Origin of the sequence: Microbulbifer agarilyticus S89 (assembly GCF_000220505.1) — a bacterium.
GTDB classification, from domain to species: Bacteria; Pseudomonadota; Gammaproteobacteria; order Pseudomonadales; family Cellvibrionaceae; genus Microbulbifer; species Microbulbifer agarilyticus_B.
This window is the reverse complement of record NZ_AFPJ01000045.1, coordinates 1-18,102: the sequence shown is the minus strand read 5'-3', so window position 1 is coordinate 18,102 and position 18,102 is coordinate 1. Positions and strand designations below refer to the sequence as shown.

Sequence of the window (18,102 nt, the reverse complement as noted above, 5' to 3'; positions counted from 1 at the left end):
GGACCAGGCCCCGCCGGCTACTTGGGACCGATAAACACGGTCTTGTGACGATCCTTGAGCTCGGGCGCGTCTTTGGCCTGAATCTCAATAAAGATGTCGTGCTTGGTGTCCTTCAGCTGTTCCTTGGGCACACTAACCCGAATCGGCACAGAGTATATCTCGCCGGGGACCACATAGGGATTCCCCTGCATCCGCAAGGAGTAATCGTACCCCTCCTTGCCATCGATCCGCACGGTAAACTCGTGCGGACGCTGGTCCATGTTATTGATTTTGACCGTGTAGACATTCTGCACCATGCCCTGAGACACCCTGAACATGCGGGCACCCCGGTCCCGCTGCACTTCCGCCTGCACCGGCGAACGGGTGGCAACCTGGTAGGTAAAGGCACCGATGAGCAGCAGCAGTACTAACCCGTAACCTAACAGGCGTGGGCGCAGATACTGGGTTTTGCCGGTTTGCAGTTCATCTTCGGAGGTGAAGCGGATAAGCCCGCGCGGGTACTCCATTTTGTCCATCACGCTGTTGCATGCATCCACACACAAGCCACAGTTAATGCACTCGTACTGCATGCCGTCGCGGATATCGATGTCGACCGGACACACCTGCACACACCAGTAGCAGTCAATGCAGTCACCCATTCCCTCGGACTTGTAATCCACATTCTTCTTGCGCGGACCTCGCGCCTCACCACGGCGGGCATCGTAGTACACCGCCAGCGTATCCTGGTCGTACATGACCGACTGAAAACGCGCATAGGGGCACATGTACTTGCACACCTGCTCGCGCATAAAGCCGGCATTCAAATAGGTGGCAAAGGTAAAAAACGCTACCCAGAACACGCCCTGGGGATGGGCGCTGAAGGTCGCCAGATCCACCACCAGGTCGCGAATGCCGTAAAAATAGCCGACAAATGCCAGTGCGGTCGCCAGGGAAATGAACAACCAGATCGCATGCGTGCCGCCTTTGCGCAGCACTTTTTCCGTCCCCCAGGGCGCGGCGTCCAGTTTCATGCGCTTGGCGCGATCGCCCTCACACACGCGCTCCGCCCAGATAAACATCAGGGTCCACACTGTCTGCGGGCAGGTAAAGCCACACCACACGCGACCGAGCCAGGTGGTAATCGCAAACAGGGCGAAAGCAGAAATGATCAACAGACCCGCCAGCAGAATGCCATCTTGCGGACCAAAGGTGGCCCAGAAGATATGGAACTGGCGCGCGGGCAAATCAAACAGAACCGCCTGCTGACCATCGATGTTCAGCCAGGGGATAAAGAAAAATGCGAGTAGTAAAGGTAGGCCGGTGTATTTACGGATACGGGTGTAAACACCACGGATATGACGAATATAAATTTTATCGTCGGATTCATAGAGCATGCGATAGCGGACTTCACCATCGCCTTCCTGCTCTTCACGGGTCGGAATTCTATCGCTCACAATACCTCACTCCCCCGAAACAGTGTCATTCGGGCATTCCTGCAGTGGATGCAATGAGGCTTGTTCTTCTTCCCTGCGGTGCCCTTCCCTTGGGCTGAGGCGGCGATTATTCGCCACCCGCCCAATTCAATAAGCTCAGCTAAACGAGCTTACTGCTGTACGTCTTCCTGACGTGACAGGCTGTAAACATAGGCTGCAACCAGACGGATCTTGTCTTCACGCAGCTTGTCGCTCTGCGACGGCATGTTGTTGCTCCGGCCACCGCGCACAGAGTGCTGGATCTCTTCGCGGGTACCGCCGTACAGCCAGATGTCGTCGGTCAGGTTCGGGGCTCCCAGCGCCTGGTTGCCTTTGCCGTCTGCACCGTGACACGCCATACACACAGTGCCAAATACCTGCGAGCCCTGCTCTGCGAGCGCCGCATCGTGCTCCTGACCACTCAGGGACAGCACGTATTCAGCAACCTGCTTCACGCCGTCACCACCGATTATCGGCTCCTGCGGCGGCATCATACCCTGGCGACCCTTGTGCAAGGTCTCGAGGATTTTCTCCGGGGAGCCACCGTACAGCCAGTCGTTGTCAGTGAGGTCCGGGAAACCGTAGTTACCGCCACCGTCCGCGCCATGACACACCGCACAGTTGTTGGCAAAAATACGCGCGCCCATTTTCAGCGCATCGCGATTTTCCGCGATCTGCTCAATCGGCATTTCTGCGTATTTGCCGTAGGTTTCCTTGAACTCCGCCTGCGCCTTGGCCTGGTCAGCCTTCAGTGCGCCAACCGATGTCCAGCCACCGATACCCTTGAAGTTACCCATACCCGGGTAAATCACCAGGTAGGCAACGGAGAAGATCAGAGTGGCGACAAACAGCAAGAACCACCACTTGGGCAGCGGGTTGTCGTACTCCTCAATGCCGTCGTAAACGTGGCCTGTGGTTTTGTTTTCCGGGTCGTCTTGGTCATTCACCGCCACTTTGCGGTTTGCAAAAAGAACCCAAGTTACCAATGCAAGATTGGCGAGGGTGAGCACAATTACCCAAACACTCCAAAATGTACTCATTTGTCCTGCCCCTGTTCCTGTTTCTCACCGGCCTTCTTTTCGGCCGTGCTATCGCTCTCGCGAGCGCCCTTGTCTAGAGTTTCCTGCTCGTCGGCAAACGGCAGCTTGGCATCTTCCTCAAAGCGCTTTTTACGCTTGGGCGAAAACGCCCACCAGCAAACCCCGAGGAATGCCAGCGAGCCGAGAACCACTCCAATCTGCCGCAGAATATCGATATCCACCGAGCACCTCGCTTAACGCTTTTGCTGTACCAGAGTACCCAGCTGCTGCAGGTAGGCCACCAGCGCGTCGATTTCCGTTACGCGGCCACCAACAAAAGGCTTGCTGGCATTGGCAATATCTTCATCGGTATACGGAACACCGACGACGCGCATCGCGCGCATTTTGTCGGCGGTGTGCTCACCGGTCACGATATTGTCGAACAGCCACGGGTAAGCCGGCATGATGGATTCCGGTACCACATTGCGCGGGTCGTACATGTGGGCGCGGTGCCACTCATCGGAATAGCGACCACCAACACGTGCCAGGTCCGGACCAGTCCGCTTGGAACCCCACAGGAATGGGTGCTCGTACACGGACTCCTGCGCCATGGAGTAGTGACCATAGCGCTCCACTTCCGCACGCAAAGGACGAATCATCTGCGTGTGACATACGTGGCAACCTTCGCGAATGTAAATATCGCGACCTTCAAGCTCGATGGGGCCCAATGGTTTCAGGCCCGCAAGCGGCTCGTTGTTTTCCTTGATAAAAAACTGAGGAACGATTTCAACCAGTGCGCCAAAGCTAATCGCAATGACGGTAAACAAAATCATCCAGCCGATGTTTTTTTCTACTAAGTCATGATTCTTCACGATTCAATCCCCCTTAAACACTCTTTGCCACAGGCAGACTTTCATCGCGACCAACCTCGCCTTCTTTCGGCTCATCGGTAACGGTGCGGAAGACGTTGTACGCCATCAGCAACATGCCAGAGGTGAAAATCGCACCGCCCAACCAGCGCACGATGTAGCCCGGCTTACTGGCGATCACACTTTCCACGAAGCTGTAAGTCAGGGTGCCGTCGGCGTTAAATGCACGCCACATCAGGCCCTGGGTAATACCGTTCACCCACATAGCGGCGATGTACAGCACGGTGCCAATGGTGGCGAGCCAGAAGTGCGCATTGATCAGCTTCACGCTGTACATTTCCTTGCGGTTCCACAGCACCGGAACCAGGTGATACAGGGCGCCGATAGAAATCATCGCGACCCAACCCAACGCGCCGGAGTGCACGTGGCCAACGGTCCAGTCGGTGTTGTGCGACAGCGCGTTCACGGTCTTGATGGACATCATCGGGCCTTCGAAGGTAGACATACCGTAGAAGGAAAGAGAAACAACCAGGAAACGCAGGGTGGGGTCGGTGCGCAGCTTATGCCAAGCGCCAGACAGGGTCATAATGCCGTTGATCATGCCACCCCAGGACGGGGCCAGCAGGATGATGGACATGATCATCGCCAGGCTCTGGGTCCAGTCAGGCAGTGCCGAGTAGTGCAGGTGGTGGCCACCGGCCCATACGTAAATGGAGATCAGCGCCCAGAAATGCACGATGGACAGCTGGTAGGAATACACCGGGCGGCCGGCCTGCTTGGGCACGAAGTAGTACATGATTCCCAGGAACGCAGCCGTCAGGAAGAAGCCCACCGCGTTGTGGCCGTACCACCACTGGATCATGGCGTCGGTAGTGCCCGCGTAAGCGGAGTAGGACTTCCAGGTGCTTACCGGAATGGCAATGCTATTGACGATGTGCAGAACGGCAACGGTGATAATAAAGGCGCCGAAGAACCAGTTCGCCACATAGATGTGCGAGGTGTTGCGCTTTACGATGGTGCCAAAGAACACCAGGCCGTAGGCAACCCAGATCAGCGCGATCAGGATATCGATCGGCCATTCCAGCTCGGCATATTCCTTGGCGGAAGTGATGCCCAGCGGCAGGGTAATCGCGGCGGCGACAATGACAGCCTGCCATCCCCAGAAGGTGAACGGAATCAACCAGCCACCCCACAGGCGGGTTTGACAGGTGCGCTGCACTACATAATAAGAAGTCGCAAACAACACGCTACCACCGAACGCGAAGATCACCGCGTTGGTATGCAGCGGGCGCAGTCGGCCAAAGTGAGTGAATGGCTGCCAAAGGTCATTCAGCGCAGGCCAAGCCAGCTGAGCGGCGATCAATACGCCGACACCCATTCCAACAATGCCCCAGACCACCGACATGATGGTGAACTGGCGCACAATGTTGTAGTCATAGTCCGGCAACTTGCCGGCCTCTGCCACCGTTGTCGTCATTGTGTAACTTCCGTTGCTTTTTGAAATTCGCTTCCGTCAAACGAGCAGGGTTCGCCAATTAAAGTAGTGGCTGTTCCCTTCACGTTAGACCGAGTAGGCACAGGAAAGACGATTTATACGCTGTAATCGCCCTTCCCAACTGATTTAGATCAAGTCACGACCTTTACCCGCGGCAATTCGCAGGCGCAGGGCGTTCAATTTGATGAAGCCCTCGGCATCTTTCTGGTCGTAGGCGCCGGCATCATCTTCAAAGGTTGCGATACGCTCATCGAACAGGCTGTCTGCCGAGCGACGGCCAACCGCAGTGACACTGCCTTTATAAAGCTTCAGGCGCACTTCGCCGTTCACCACCGACTGGGACTCATCAATTGCCGCCTGGAGCATGCGACGCTCCGGGGACCACCAGTAGCCGTTATAAATAAGCTTGGCGTAGCGCGGCATCAGCTCATCTTTCAGGTGCGCCACTTCGCGATCCAGGGTGATGGACTCGATGGCGCGGTGAGCTTTCAGCAAAATAGTGCCGCCAGGGGTTTCGTAACAGCCGCGGGACTTCATGCCCACGTAGCGGTTTTCCACGATATCCAGGCGACCGACGCCGTTGGCGCCACCCAGCTTGTTCAGGGTTTCCAACAGGGTCGCGGGGCTCATGCGCTCGCCATCGATGGCAACCGGGTCGCCGTTCTCGAACTGCAGGGTAATATAAGTAGCCTTGTCCGGAGCTGCTTCCGGGCTGACACTCCAGCGCCACATGTCCTCTTCCGCTTCGGCCCACGGCTCTTCCAGTACACCGCCTTCGTAGGAAATGTGCAGCAGGTTGGCATCCATGGAGTACGGGGATTTTTTCTTCTTGTTGGAAAAATCCACCGGGATCTTGTGCTGCTCGCAGTACTGCATCAGCTTTTCGCGGGAGTTCAGGTCCCACTCGCGCCACGGGGCGATCACCTGAATGCCGGGCTTCAGTGCGTAGGCGCCCAGCTCGAAGCGCACCTGGTCATTGCCCTTACCGGTCGCACCGTGGGAAATCGCATCTGCGCCAGTTTCAGTGGCAATCTCGATCAGGCGCTTGGCAATCAGCGGGCGCGCGATGGAGGTACCCAGCAGGTACTCACCTTCATAAATGGTGTTGGCGCGGAACATCGGGAATACATAATCGCGCACAAACTCTTCGCGCAGATCATCGATGTAGATTTCCTTCACCCCCAGGGCTTCCGCCTTGGCGCGTGCGGGCTCTACTTCCTCACCCTGACCGATGTCGGCGGTAAAGGTGACAACCTCACATCCATAGGTATCTTGCAACCAGCGCACGATCACCGAAGTGTCGAGACCACCGGAATACGCCAGTACCACCTTATCGATCTTGCTCATTACTATCCTCTGTACAGTAAGCCCTCAGTCCCGGGCATTGATCCGGTCACAGCTGTTGGTTAGCCAAAGATGTGACGCGCCCCAGGAGAATGCGATCACCTGCGGGAAATCTCGTTCTGGGAGGGATTATTTTTGGATGTGTGCCCAGTCGTCGCGGAGAGGCCGCGTTTTTTCGGGGCGGGATTGTAGCGCCTAGAAGGCCATACGACCAGCACCATACGGGGCCTCCGCAAATAGTGATTATTGGCAGGCGGAATACGCTGGTCACTTTACACCCAAACTGTGCAGCGAAGAGGCATTTGCCACACTTTTCGCAATTTTTTGGCGCTTCGGGTAGCATCGGCGCCGCGTTCAATCCGGGAGGAGATATTCGGTGGATTCCAAACAGCAAATTACCCTGCGAGCACCTGACGACTGGCACATCCATCTGCGCGATGGTGAGGCGCTGACCCGCACCGTCGGTGACGCCGCAGACCAGTTCCGCCGAGCGATCATCATGCCTAACCTGGTGCCCCCGGTCGTGAACGCAGAGGATGCCGTGGCCTACAAGACGCGCATTGAAGCGGCCGTGCCCGCGGGCAACCCGTTCATCCCGCTGATGGTGATTTACCTGACCGATAACACCACCCCGGAAGTGGTCAGGCAGGCGCACGCCGCGGGCGTGGTCGCCGCCAAGCTCTACCCGGCTGGCGCCACCACCAACTCCGACTCCGGCGTCACCGATATTGCCAACATCTATCCGGCACTCGAAGCCATGCAGGAATGTGGCATGAAGCTGCTGCTGCACGGAGAGGTCACCAGCGCAGATATCGATATCTTCGACCGCGAGCGCGTGTTTATCGAAAATATCCTGGGACCGGTTGTGGACGACTTCCCAACGCTGAAGATCGTGCTCGAACACATCACCACCTCGCACGCCGTCGACTTCGTCAGCCAGGCACGCGAGGGCATCGCCGCGACCATTACTGCCCACCACTTGCTGTACAATCGCAATCACATGCTGGTAGGCGGTATTCGCCCTCATTATTACTGCCTGCCCATTCTCAAGCGCAATTCGCATCAGATAGCGCTGATTGAGGCGGCCACCAGTGGCAGCCCCAAGTTTTTCCTGGGCACGGATTCCGCTCCGCATATCCAGGGGAAAAAGGAAAGCTCCTGCGGCTGCGCCGGTTGCTACACCGCGTTCAGCGCCATCGAGCTCTACGCCGAAGCCTTCGAGCGCGCAGGCAAGCTCGATAAGCTGGAAGGCTTTGCCAGCGAATTCGGCCCGGACTTCTACGGCCTGCCGCGCAATTCCGATACCATTACCCTGGTGCGCGAGCCGTGGACCCTGCCTTCCGGCCTGCAAATGGGTGACGACGCACTGATCCCGCTGGCGGCTGGCGAAACGTTGAATTGGCGCCGGGTGTGATCCCGGTTGCCCACCGCCATTTTGTGATTGATTGAGACTTCAGGATTCCCGTGACACCAGCAGAAACGCCCACCGGCCCCAAGAGCCTCCTGGCACAACGATTCCGGGGATTCCTTCCGATTGTCCTGGACCTGGAAACGGCGGGCTTTAACGCCCGTACCGATGCCCTGCTGGAGGTTTCCGCGGTCATCCTCAACATGGATGAATCCGGCACCCTGTTTGCGGAACAGACCCACAGCTTCCATATCGAGCCCTTCGAAGGCGCCAATATCGAGCAGTCGGCGCTGGATTTTATCGGCGTCGACCTGGATTCCCCGGATCGCGATGCCTGGCCCGAGGAAATCGCCCTGCCCGAGCTGTTCCGGCATATCCGCCGCGCCATCAAGGCACACAGCTGTACCCGCGCGATCATGGTTGCGCACAACGCCCACTTCGATCTCGGGTTTATCAATGCCGCGGTGGCGCGCTGCGGCCTGAAGCGCAACCCATTCCATCCATTCTCCTGCCTGGATACCGCCACCCTGGCCGGGCTTGCCTATGGCCAGACCGTTTTGGCCAAAGCCTGCCAGACCGCGGGCATCCCTTTCGATAACAGCAGCGCCCATTCCGCCGAATACGATGCGGAAAAAACCGCAGAACTCTTCTGCGGCATCGTCAATCGCTGGCGCGACCTAGGCGGCTGGCCGCTGGCAGACGCACCGGACGACGCACCGGACGACGCACCGGACGACGCACCGGACGACGCACCGAGCGACACACCGAAAGAAGCGCTCGACGGCGAAGCCGATGGCGGCAGCGAGGACGACGCTGCCAGCACCTGAGCAGCTTTTGCCCCCGGCTCACCCCTCATACCTTAGTCGTATGTCGTCGTGAAAATCCCGCCGCTAGGCTGGAGCGCTACGAATGCAATAATGGTGAGCACAATGAACATTTCCTCCCTCGGCAAGTATCTGGCAGGGCCACTGGGGCTGTACCTACTGCTTAACGCAGGCGCTACCGCCGCCGGCACCTGGCAGAAGGACGTGGCGATGGGCGGATTCGACAAAGTACACGTCTACACCCCCGAAACTACCTCCCCCATCGGTGATGGCCGCGCCCTGCTGGTGCTGTTGCACGGCTGTGTACAACCCATCGACAACTACTTGGGTGCTAACCTGGAGCGCGCCGCCGATGAGTTTGGCATGGTGATCGCCCTACCTGACGCGGCAAATAAAGCTGGTTTTAATTGCTGGTCCTACTGGCAGGGCGACCGCTCCCGCACCGCTGGGGACTACAAGAATCTGATCGACCTCGCCGCCACACTCAGCAGTGACGATAAGCAAGGTATTGATCCCAACCAGGTGTATATCGCGGGTGTCTCTTCCGGTGCCGTGTTTGCCAACACCACCGCCTGCCTGGCACCCGATGTGTTCGCCGGAATGGGCATCAGCGCCGGGCCCAGTATTGGCACCAGCCCCAAAGGCGCTATCGGTTTTTGTGAAACTGCCGATGTGGCAAATCGCTGTGCAACCTATGCGGGAGAATTCAAACCGCACTTCGCCACCCAAATTGCTTCGGTCGCACACGGCACGGAAGACGGCACCGTGGACCACTGCTACAACGCCCAGAACGCAGAGGGAATGGCAGATCTCTACGGCGTCGAAAAGACACCCGGCAGCAATACCTATACCGAGGGTGAGCGCACCGCGAGTGAAACCCTATGGGAGGACGGACGTGTGTCCATGGTCTGGCTGAACGAGGTCGGACATGCCTGGGCTGGCGGCGAGGGCGCAGAAGGTCGCTTCATCAGCGCCGATGGCGTGAGCTATGCACGCTATCTGGGCAAGTATTTCTCGGAAAACAATCAGCGGGTTGCGCCAAAATAACGTCGCAGTGTCAGGGGCGCGATCAGCGCCCCTGTTATTTTCTGACGCCCGCCTGTTTATACGCCTTTTCTTTTCCTCCTCTTACCTCGCCTTTTTCTCCCTCGCCCAGTCTAGGCACCCTTGCCGTCTCACAGAGGCAAAACCAGCTGCCAATCCATACCTAAGTCGCATATGCACTGCTATAGGGCCCGGCTAGTCTGCTTTAGCCTCCAATAAAAATATAAAGGTACAAGCGATGACAATAACGAATAAGAGAAAACTCCTGGGCGCGAGTCTGGGCCTGTCCATGCTGTTAAGCGCTGGCGCGGTCGACGCTGGCAGCTGGCAACAGAATGTCGCCATCGGCGGCTTCAATCGAGTGCACATCTATACCCCGGATTCTGTATCCCCGATCGGCAACGGCAAATCCCTGCTGGTGGTGCTGCACGGCTGCACACAGTCCATTGACGCTTACCTGACCGCTAACCTGGAAGACGCGGCAGAAGAATACGGCATGGTGATTGCCGTTCCCGATGCGGTAAACAAGGCCGGCTTCAGTTGCTGGTCCTATTGGCAAGGAGCGCGCACACGCACCGCGGGTGACTATGCCAACCTGATCAACCTGGCCAACACCATGACCGGCGACGCCGCGCGCAATATTGACGCGGATCAGGTATATATCGCCGGGCTATCGTCTGGTGCTGCATTTGCCAACACGACCGCCTGTATCGCACCCGACATCTTCGCTGGTATGGGTATCAGTGCCGGCCCCAGTATCGGCACCAGCTCCAATGGCGCCATCGGTAGTTGTGAGACCGCCAACGTCACCAGCCGCTGTAATTCCTATGCCGGCAGTTACGCAAGCCACTTCGACACCCAAATTGCTTCCATTGCCCACGGCACCAATGACACCACCGTGGACGACTGCTACAACCGACAAAATGCCGAAGGCATGGCCGGCGTGTATGGCGTTAGCGAACTGTCTGGCACCAACACCTATACCGACAATGGGCGCACCGCCGCGGAAACCCTGTGGCAGGACGCAAGGGTATCCATGCTGTGGCTGAATGGTGTGGATCACGCCTGGTCCGGCGGCCAGGGCGCCAGCGGTAGCTATGTGAACGGCAACGGCATCAATTACGGCCGCTATCTCGGGCAGTACTTCGCCGAAAACAACCAGCGCGTTGACCGCAACCAGGGGCCGGAGCTCAGCAACATTACTGTGACGTCCAGCGGTAGCCAGATCACGGCGAGCGGTACTGCAATCGACGCGGAAGGCAGTGTGAGCAGTGTTGACGCCACTTTTGAGGGTCCCGCCAGTGACGCCGCGAGTGGTACTGTTGATGCCAGTGGTTACTTCTCCCTAAGCAGCGCAACGCTGGTGGATGGGCTTTACGAGGTATCCATCTCGGCAACGGACAACGAGGGTGCGGAAAGCGAAAGCTACGTATCCACGGTTCGCGTCGGCCCTGCGCCTCCTCCTACCGCCCCCGAACTCAGTGACTTGGCAGCAACGGTAGATGGCCAGTGTGTCACCGTAACCGGTACCGTGGTCGACCAGAACTTGGATCTGGATAGCGTGAGCATTGCCTTCAGCAATGGCAGCATCCCCGCCGTCGTAACCGGTACGACCTTCTCCGGTCAGCAGTGCAGTCTGCCCGGTGGTCCGGGCAGCGCCACGGTAACTGCATCCGACATGAGCGGTCTCAGCAGCAGTGCCAGCGTAAGCTTCGTCGCCGATGCCGGCGTTACCGCCACGCTGGATGAGCACATTGCCGCAACACGTCTGGACTACACCAACTACTCCAACTGTTATCTGGAGTACAGCACCGCTGCATTCCGCCTGGATGAGAAATCTGTGGGTGGTGGCATGTGCCAGTGGCAGGACAACGATGCCTCGTGCACAGGGCCTCAGCAAGCCTGCTCCACCGGTGGCAGTAGCTCAGGCGGCAGTAGCTCTGGTGGCAGCAGTTCTTCCAGTAGCAGCTCTTCCAGTAGTAGTTCCTCCAGCAGTTCTGGCGGCAGCGGTAGTTCCGGCGGCAGCAGCTCTTCGAGTAGCAGCTCCTCCAGCTCCTCCAGCAGCTCAAGCGGCGGCAGTGGGGGCGGCGGTGAGCATGTATGTACCGAATACACCGCCAGTAACTACAGCCATGTGACGGCAGGGCGCGCGACTACTAGTGGCGGCTACGTCTACGCGCTCGGCTCTGGTGACAACCTTGGCCTGTACAACATCTTTGTCACCACCACCCTGGCTGAAACCGGACCGGGCTATTACGAACAGGGCAGCTGCCCCTGAGCAATGGCTGAGTAGTCCCACCTAATGGAGAAAAAGGCCTGAGAAATCAGGCCTTTATCGTTTCTGGGCCAACAGCCGCTGGGGCAGACTTAGCCGCTTCGTATACGATTTGAGCAGCGGTTTGCACTGGCGGGTGATTTTTTGCACAAAATGCGGTAATATCTGCCGTTCATGCATAGAAAGTGGAAAGAATAGTGGCTAAAAAAGCATCTAGCGCTAGCAAACGCAGTAAGGAAACTGTTTCTACGGAGTCGCGCGAAGCCATCGAAGCCCAGGTACAGGCTTTCCTGGCCAATGGCGGTGAGATCGAGCAAGTACCCAAGGGTGTAAGCGGCCAGACCAACACCTCAGGCCCCAAGCACATCACTCTGGGCAAAAAGCCACGCAGCTAATCCCTAATCTTGCCCTTGCCTCACCAGCTTTCGGCTGGCATGTGAGAGACACCAGCGAAAGCCTGATCCGTCACTAACGGCGAGGTGAGCAGACACAAAAAAGGCGGGTTAACCCGCCTTTTTTGTGTCTGTCTGTTCCGTGTGACTACGGCATTTCATCCAGATCCGCACCCTCTTTCACCGGCGGCATCAGGTCTTCCTTGCTGATATTCATCGCCATCAAGGTATTTGCAGCAACGTATACCGAAGAGAAGGTACCGATGATCACACCGACAATCAGTGCCAGGGAGAAGTTGTGGATCAACTCACCACCGAAGAACTGCAGAGCCCAGAGCACCAGCAAAGTGGTGAAGGACGTCATAAAGGTACGGCTCAGCGTCTGGCTCATGGAGATATTAATCACCTCGGCAGGCTCCGCCTGACGCACCTTGCGGAAGTTCTCACGTATGCGGTCGTACACCACGATGGTGTCGTTAATCGAGTAACCAATCACCGCCAGCACCGCCGCCAGCACGGTTAAGTCAAAGTCGAGCTGCAGGATCGCGAAGAAGCCAAGCACAATAATCACGTCGTGGATCAAAGCGACCACCGCACCAATGGCGAACTTGTACTGGAAGCGCAGGGCCACGTAGGCCATCACCACTGCCAGCGCAAACAGCATGCCCAGGCCGCCATCGTCGCGCAGCTCCTCACCAATCTTCGGCCCCACCATTTCCACACGGCGCAGGTCGACACGGCCATCACTCCCCTGACGCAGCACGCCAACAACCTTGTCACCAATGGAGTTGGTTGCTTCCGCATCGCGAGCGTTCTGCTGGGTCTGCTGTTGGGCGACTTCCGGTGGCAGCTTGATCAGCAGCTCACTATCGGAGCCGAAGCGCACCACCTCGGCACCCTCATAGCCCGCCTCCTGCAGCTGGCTACGCACGTCGGCGATCTGTGGTGCATTCTGGTAACCCACTTCAATCTGGGTACCGCCGGTAAAGTCCAAGCCAAGCTTCAGGCCATTCATCGCCAGTGCAATCACTGACGCAATCACCAGGACAAAGGACATAGCAGCGGCAATTTTGCGCCAGCGCATGAAATCGTACACGCGCTTGCCCATGTACTCGGTGATCTTTCCGTTCTCTTCTTTGGTATTACTGCTCATCACCGTCCCCTTAAATCCACAGTTTCTGAACACGGCGACCGCCGTAGAACAGGTTGATCAACGCACGGGTACCCATGATGGCACTGAACATGGAGGTCAGAATACCGATGGACAGGGTAACCGCGAAGCCCTGAACTGGGCCGGAGCCAATGGCGTACAGGATGACCGCAACAATCAGGGTGGTGAGGTTGGCGTCGACAATGGCGCTGTAGGCGTTGTCAAAGCCCGCATTAATGGCCGATTGTGGCGGCAAGCCGTTGCGTAACTCCTCGCGTATCCTCGAGAAAATCAACACGTTGGCATCCACCGCCATACCGATGGTCAGTACCATACCCGCGATACCCGGCAGGGTCAGGGTAGCGCCCAGAATAGACATCACCGCCACCAGCAGGATCAGGTTGGTGGCCAGGGCGATATTCGCTGCCAGGCCAAATACGCGGTAGAAGATCAGCATACACAGCACCACCGCCGCCAGGCCAATCTGTACCGAGGTCACACCGACCTTGATGTTATCCGCCCCCAGGGACGGGCCAATTACGCGCTCTTCCACAAAGTACATGGGGGCTGCGAGTGCACCGGAGCGCAGCAGCAGGGCCAGCTCCTGTGCTTCCGCCGGGCTACCCAGGCCAGTGGTGCGGAACTGGCGGCCGAGGGGGCTCTGTACCGTGGCGAGGCTGATGATCTTCTTGTCATCGGTACGCACCTGTACGGTAACTTCATTACCCTTGTCGTCGACTTGGGTCTCCGGGGTAAAGCGGCTCTCTACGAACAGCGTACCCATCCTGCGGCCAACATTTTTCCAGGTGGCGCGGTGCATCAACTCGCCACCGCGGGAATCCAGGGTAATGTTTACCTGCGGGAAACCACTCTCATCGTAACCAACCCGTGCGTCGGTAACGCGCTCACCGGAAATAATGAGCTTACGCTCGAGCCAGGCGCCGCCGTAGGCCGCACGCTCCTGCTCGTTGCGGAATTCGAAATACTCTTTGTTGGTAACCAGGGCATCCTGGCGGGCTTCCATGCGGTATTCGAGATTGGCGGTCTTACCGATGATACGCTTGGCTTCTGCGGTGTCCTGAACACCTGGCAGCTCTACCACGATACGGTTGCGGCCCTGGCGTTGCACGATCGGCTCCGCCACACCCAGCTCGTTCACACGATTGCGCAGGGTGGTGAGGTTCTGGGTAACCGCATAGTCTTCGAGTTGCTTGATTTCCTGGTCGGCCAGGGTCGCGCGGATCTCGAGATTGCTGCCGCCGCCGGCTTCGGTCAGCTGCAGGGTGGGAAACTCACTGCGCAGGGTACGCATACCCAGGGTGCGCAACTCATCACTGCGGAAACGCGCCACGATTTCACGATCATTCTCCAGCTCGACACTGCGGTAACGTGCTTTCGCGGTACGCAGCTTGGACTTCACGTCGGAAACATAGCCTTCCATATTGGTCTTGACGATGGAATTGGTATCCACTTCCATCAAGAAATGCACACCACCAGCCAGGTCGAGACCCAGCTTCATCGGGCTCGCCCCCAGATTGCTCAACCACTCGGGGGTGGTGGGTGCCAGGTTCAAGGCAACCACGTAGTCGCTGTGGCCGAGAGCCTCCTGAATAGCACGCTTGGCTGGCAGCTGCTCCTCGATAGACTCCAAACGCAGCAGTACAGACTTGTCCTGTACCTCACCACCGAAGTACGCGATTCCCGCGTCGTCCAAGGCTTTCTGGGCTTCACTGAGTACATTCTGATCAATTTTCAGGGCGCTGGACTGACCGGAGATCTGCACCGCCGGGTCCGGGCGGTACAGATTCGGGGATGCGTACAGTAGCCCCAATCCGACGATGATCAGAATCAGGATATATTTCCAGAGGGGGAAGCGATTCATGCTGTTCTCATTGTTGGGATGGCCCGTTGTCGGGCACGTTTTTTTGGTAACTAACGATATGAGGCCCGTGCGCCCAAATGCAAGGCGCACGCGCTACCGTCCAGAATTGCGAGCTGATTATACGGGGATCATCAGGTGGCACAAATTGCCGCCGGGTAATTTAGTCCAGCGGTGGCACCGGGCGCCCCAGAGCGGCGTAGAAAGACGCTACATACTCTTCGAGGGTACCGGCCGCAATCGCATCCCGTAGTCGCTGCATCAGGCGCTGATAGTGCCGCAGGTTGTGGATCGTATTCAGCTGGGAACCGAGGATCTCACCGCACTTATCCAGATGGTGCAGGTAGCTGCGGGAGAAGTTCTCACAGGTATAACAGTCGCACCCCTCCTCCAATGGCCCAGTGTCATGGCGGTGCCTGGCATTGCGAATCTTGACCACACCCTCAAAGGTGAAAAGGTGCCCGTTGCGGGCATTGCGCGTGGGCATGACGCAATCAAACATATCCACACCCCGGCGCACGCCTTCCACCAGGTCTTCCGGCTTACCCACACCCATCAGGTAACGCGGCTTGTCCGCCGGCATCTTGTGCGCCAGATGATCGAGGACCTTGATCATCTCGTCTTTTGGCTCACCTACCGAGAGCCCACCAATGGCGTAACCATCAAAGCCAATGTCGGTAAGCCCGGCCAGGGACACATCCCGCAACTCGGGATACATGCCGCCTTGCACGATGCCAAACAGCGCCGACGGGTTATCCCCGTGGGCGTCTTTGGAGCGCTTGGCCCAGCGCAGGGAGAGCTCCATGGATTTGCGCGCTTCGTCCGGGGTTGCCGGATACGGGGTGCATTCATCGAAAATCATGACCACGTCGGAACCCAGGTCCTTCTGAACCTGCATCGACTCTTCCGGCCCCACAAACACCGGGCTGCCGTCGACCGGCGACTTGAAGGACACGCCTTCCTCGCTGATCTTGCGCATCTTGCCCAGGCTGAACACCTGAAAGCCGCCGGAATCGGTGAGAATCGGGCCTTGCCACTGCATGAAGTCATGCAGGCTACCGTGGGCCTTGATCACCTCGGTGCCCGGGCGCAGCATCAGATGGAAGGTATTGCCGAGGATGATATGTGCTCCAATCTCCTCCACGTCCCGTGGCAGCATCCCCTTTACGGTGCCGTAGGTTCCAACAGGCATGAATGCCGGGGTTTCCACCGTGCCACGAGGAAAATGCAGCCGCCCCCGACGGGCCTTGCCGTCGGTGGTATCCAGCTCAAACTTCATAAAACATTCGCGGCTCAAGGCATTCTCCTCATCCAAAACCACTCGATTCAAACTCACTGCAGAACTCAGTCGTTCGCTTGCCCGACACCCACTTCGGTGGGGTCTACTGCCGGATTCCGCTCAATCAGCATCGCGTCGCCATAACTAAAGAAGCGGTACTTCTCTGCCACTGCCTGACGATATGCGTGCATCGCATTGTGGTAACCGGCAAACGCACTCACCAGCATCAGCAGGGTCGACTCCGGCAAATGGAAATTAGTGATCAGGCGATCAACCACACGGAACTCGTAACCGGGGTAGATAAAGATCTCGGTCTCACCCTGGGTCGGCATAAGCTGGCCACCGGCCGCAGCGCTCTCGAGCGCACGCACACTGGTGGTACCCACGGCTACTACCTTGCCGCCCCGTGCCCGACAGGCTTTTACCGCGTCACACACCTCGTCAGACACATCCAGTATTTCACTGTGCATCTTGTGGGTGTTGATATCGTCCACCCGCACCGGCTGGAAGGTACCCGCGCCGACATGCAGGGTAACAAACGCCGTATCCACGCCCTTGTCTCGCAACGCCTGAATCATCTCGTCATCAAAATGCAGACCGGCGGTCGGCGCGGCCACCGCACCGGCGTTGCGACTGTAAACAGTTTGGTAGCGCTCCTTGTCCGTTTCCGTATCTTCACGGTCGATGTAAGGCGGTAGTGGCATATGCCCCAACCGTTCGAGTACCGCGAGCGCGCCTTCTTGTGGAAACTCCAACTCGAACAGTGCATCGTGACGGGCCACCATTTTCAGAACCGTGCCGTCTTCCAGCAGTATGTCGCTGCCCGGCTTCGGGGATTTGCTGGAACGGACATGTGCCAGCGCACGATGTTCGTCGAGCACCCGCTCGATCAGGATCTCAAGCTTTCCGCCACTCGCCTTCTGGCCAAAAAGACGCGCAGGGATTACCCGAGTATCGTTAAAAACCAGCAAATCCCCTGGCGCAATCAGGTCGGGTAAATCCGCAAATTGACGGTGATCGAGAGCCCCGCTTGTGCCATCCAGACACAAAAGGCGACTGCCGCGGCGCTCCGCTGTGGGCGCCTTCGCGATCAGCGACTCGGGTAAATCAAAATAAAAGTCCTGGCGTTGCATCACTTCAGTCTAGGCATTAATCAATCGGTCGCGAAGAGTAACGGAAACCACTTCCACAGCCAAATTTGGTTGACCATCCACAACTCATCGCTATAATCATCGTCCTTTCCAGACCGACCTTTAAGGCGGTTACAGGAACTGCCAGAGTGGTGAAATTGGTAGACACAGGGGATTCAAAATCCCCCGCCCTTAAAAGCGTGCCGGTTCGAGTCCGGCCTCTGGTACCAAACAAAAAAGCCTCGATTGCGCGAGCAGTCAGGGCTTTTTTGTTTGGTACTGGAAGCCGGCGAGCCCGGCACTCGGTTCGACCAACCGCGCCAGCGGTTGGGACGCCGCCAGGCGCCCGCAGGGGCATATCGGCTAAGCCGATGTGATCAGTCCGGCCTCGGGCAGGTGGCAGCGGGGCTATTTCGTCCCGCCATTCCACCCCCCCGTACATTCTCGAAATGTCCGTTCGCCTGCAAACAAGCTCCGTCATGTGAGAGTAGGTCATCGGCAGATAGTAGCGTTCGTTCAGGTGGAGCAGTGAACGTGAGCAAC

The 18,102-nt window shown here is 57.8% G+C and carries 15 protein-coding genes and 1 tRNA gene; 6 read left to right on the top strand and 10 right to left on the bottom strand.

Features of this window, described 5'->3' with window-relative positions:
• Positions 1-17: 17 nt before the first annotated feature.
• From ccoG to AS89_RS0114495, 6 genes are all read right to left on the bottom strand, one after another.
• On the bottom strand, positions 18-1,433 hold the full coding sequence (ccoG, locus tag AS89_RS0114520; RefSeq protein WP_010133448.1) for a cytochrome c oxidase accessory protein CcoG: 1,416 nt from the start codon (positions 1,431-1,433) through the stop codon (positions 18-20).
• 149 nt (positions 1,434-1,582) lie between these two features.
• Positions 1,583-2,491, bottom strand: coding sequence for a cytochrome-c oxidase, cbb3-type subunit III (gene ccoP / locus AS89_RS0114515; protein WP_010133447.1), 909 nt, complete (start codon positions 2,489-2,491; stop codon positions 1,583-1,585).
• The gene (locus AS89_RS17745; RefSeq protein ID WP_010133446.1) at positions 2,488-2,712 is read right to left on the bottom strand and encodes a CcoQ/FixQ family Cbb3-type cytochrome c oxidase assembly chaperone; all 225 of its coding nucleotides are present in this window, start codon (positions 2,710-2,712) and stop codon (positions 2,488-2,490) included. Before AS89_RS17745 ends, ccoP begins: the two co-directional genes overlap by 4 nt.
• A 12-nt stretch (positions 2,713-2,724) precedes the next feature.
• Positions 2,725-3,342: a cytochrome-c oxidase, cbb3-type subunit II gene (ccoO, locus tag AS89_RS0114505; protein ID WP_010133445.1), complete on the bottom strand. Its 618-nt coding sequence runs from the start codon at positions 3,340-3,342 to the stop codon at positions 2,725-2,727.
• 13 nt (positions 3,343-3,355) lie between these two features.
• Positions 3,356-4,816 (bottom strand): cytochrome-c oxidase, cbb3-type subunit I, encoded by a 1,461-nt coding sequence (gene ccoN, locus AS89_RS0114500; RefSeq protein WP_010133443.1) that lies wholly within the window; start codon positions 4,814-4,816, stop codon positions 3,356-3,358.
• A gap of 144 nt (positions 4,817-4,960) precedes the next feature.
• Positions 4,961-6,181 carry an argininosuccinate synthase gene (locus AS89_RS0114495; protein ID WP_010133441.1) on the bottom strand — a complete coding sequence of 407 codons (1,221 nt, stop codon included), beginning with the start codon at positions 6,179-6,181 and terminating at the stop codon, positions 4,961-4,963.
• Positions 6,182-6,554: 373 nt separating this feature from the next.
• Here AS89_RS0114495 and pyrC point away from each other — a divergent pair, with 373 nt between their 5' ends.
• The 5 genes from pyrC (at position 6,555) to AS89_RS0114470 (ending at position 12,124) form a co-directional block, all read left to right on the top strand.
• Complete coding sequence (gene pyrC, locus AS89_RS0114490) at positions 6,555-7,592, top strand: dihydroorotase (protein ID WP_010133439.1); 1,038 nt, start codon at positions 6,555-6,557, stop codon at positions 7,590-7,592.
• A gap of 50 nt (positions 7,593-7,642) precedes the next feature.
• Complete coding sequence (gene rnt / locus AS89_RS0114485) at positions 7,643-8,413, top strand: ribonuclease T (RefSeq protein ID WP_010133437.1); 771 nt, start codon at positions 7,643-7,645, stop codon at positions 8,411-8,413.
• Between the two features lie 102 nt (positions 8,414-8,515).
• Entirely contained in the window at positions 8,516-9,457 is a 942-nt protein-coding gene (locus AS89_RS0114480) for an extracellular catalytic domain type 1 short-chain-length polyhydroxyalkanoate depolymerase (RefSeq protein ID WP_010133436.1), read from the top strand.
• A 235-nt stretch (positions 9,458-9,692) separates the two neighbouring features.
• A complete protein-coding gene (locus tag AS89_RS0114475; RefSeq protein ID WP_010133435.1) occupies positions 9,693-11,732 on the top strand; it encodes an extracellular catalytic domain type 1 short-chain-length polyhydroxyalkanoate depolymerase in 2,040 nt (679 codons plus the stop codon).
• A gap of 194 nt (positions 11,733-11,926) precedes the next feature.
• Positions 11,927-12,124 (top strand): hypothetical protein, encoded by a 198-nt coding sequence (locus AS89_RS0114470; RefSeq protein ID WP_010133434.1) that lies wholly within the window; start codon positions 11,927-11,929, stop codon positions 12,122-12,124.
• Positions 12,125-12,269: 145 nt separating this feature from the next.
• Here AS89_RS0114470 and secF read toward each other — a convergent pair whose 3' ends face one another.
• From secF to queA, 4 genes are all read right to left on the bottom strand, one after another.
• Complete coding sequence (gene secF / locus AS89_RS0114465) at positions 12,270-13,274, bottom strand: protein translocase subunit SecF (RefSeq protein WP_010133433.1); 1,005 nt, start codon at positions 13,272-13,274, stop codon at positions 12,270-12,272.
• Positions 13,275-13,284: 10 nt separating this feature from the next.
• The gene (secD, locus tag AS89_RS0114460; RefSeq protein WP_010133432.1) at positions 13,285-15,153 is read right to left on the bottom strand and encodes a protein translocase subunit SecD; all 1,869 of its coding nucleotides are present in this window, start codon (positions 15,151-15,153) and stop codon (positions 13,285-13,287) included.
• A 160-nt stretch (positions 15,154-15,313) separates the two neighbouring features.
• A complete protein-coding gene (gene tgt, locus AS89_RS0114455; RefSeq protein WP_010133431.1) occupies positions 15,314-16,429 on the bottom strand; it encodes a tRNA guanosine(34) transglycosylase Tgt in 1,116 nt (371 codons plus the stop codon).
• Positions 16,430-16,494: 65 nt separating this feature from the next.
• On the bottom strand, positions 16,495-17,562 hold the full coding sequence (gene queA / locus AS89_RS0114450) for a tRNA preQ1(34) S-adenosylmethionine ribosyltransferase-isomerase QueA (RefSeq protein ID WP_010133430.1): 1,068 nt from the start codon (positions 17,560-17,562) through the stop codon (positions 16,495-16,497).
• Positions 17,563-17,702: 140 nt separating this feature from the next.
• Between queA and AS89_RS0114445 the strand changes: the two genes are divergently transcribed.
• Positions 17,703-17,789 (top strand) — tRNA-Leu (locus AS89_RS0114445).
• Positions 17,790-18,102: the final 313 nt, after the last annotated feature.

Coding starts and splice junctions, on each gene's coding strand:
- ccoP (WP_010133447.1), bottom strand. CDS start 2,491: ATGAGTACATTTTGGAGTGTTTGGGTAATTGTGCTCACCCTCGCCAAT.
- ccoN (WP_010133443.1), bottom strand. CDS start 4,816: ATGACGACAACGGTGGCAGAGGCCGGCAAGTTGCCGGACTATGACTAC.
- AS89_RS0114495 (WP_010133441.1), bottom strand. CDS start 6,181: ATGAGCAAGATCGATAAGGTGGTACTGGCGTATTCCGGTGGTCTCGAC.
- AS89_RS0114480 (WP_010133436.1), top strand. CDS start 8,516: ATGAACATTTCCTCCCTCGGCAAGTATCTGGCAGGGCCACTGGGGCTG.
- AS89_RS0114475 (WP_010133435.1), top strand. CDS start 9,693: ATGACAATAACGAATAAGAGAAAACTCCTGGGCGCGAGTCTGGGCCTG.
- secF (WP_010133433.1), bottom strand. CDS start 13,274: ATGAGCAGTAATACCAAAGAAGAGAACGGAAAGATCACCGAGTACATG.
- secD (WP_010133432.1), bottom strand. CDS start 15,153: ATGAATCGCTTCCCCCTCTGGAAATATATCCTGATTCTGATCATCGTC.
- tgt (WP_010133431.1), bottom strand. CDS start 16,429: ATGAAGTTTGAGCTGGATACCACCGACGGCAAGGCCCGTCGGGGGCGG.
- queA (WP_010133430.1), bottom strand. CDS start 17,562: ATGCAACGCCAGGACTTTTATTTTGATTTACCCGAGTCGCTGATCGCG.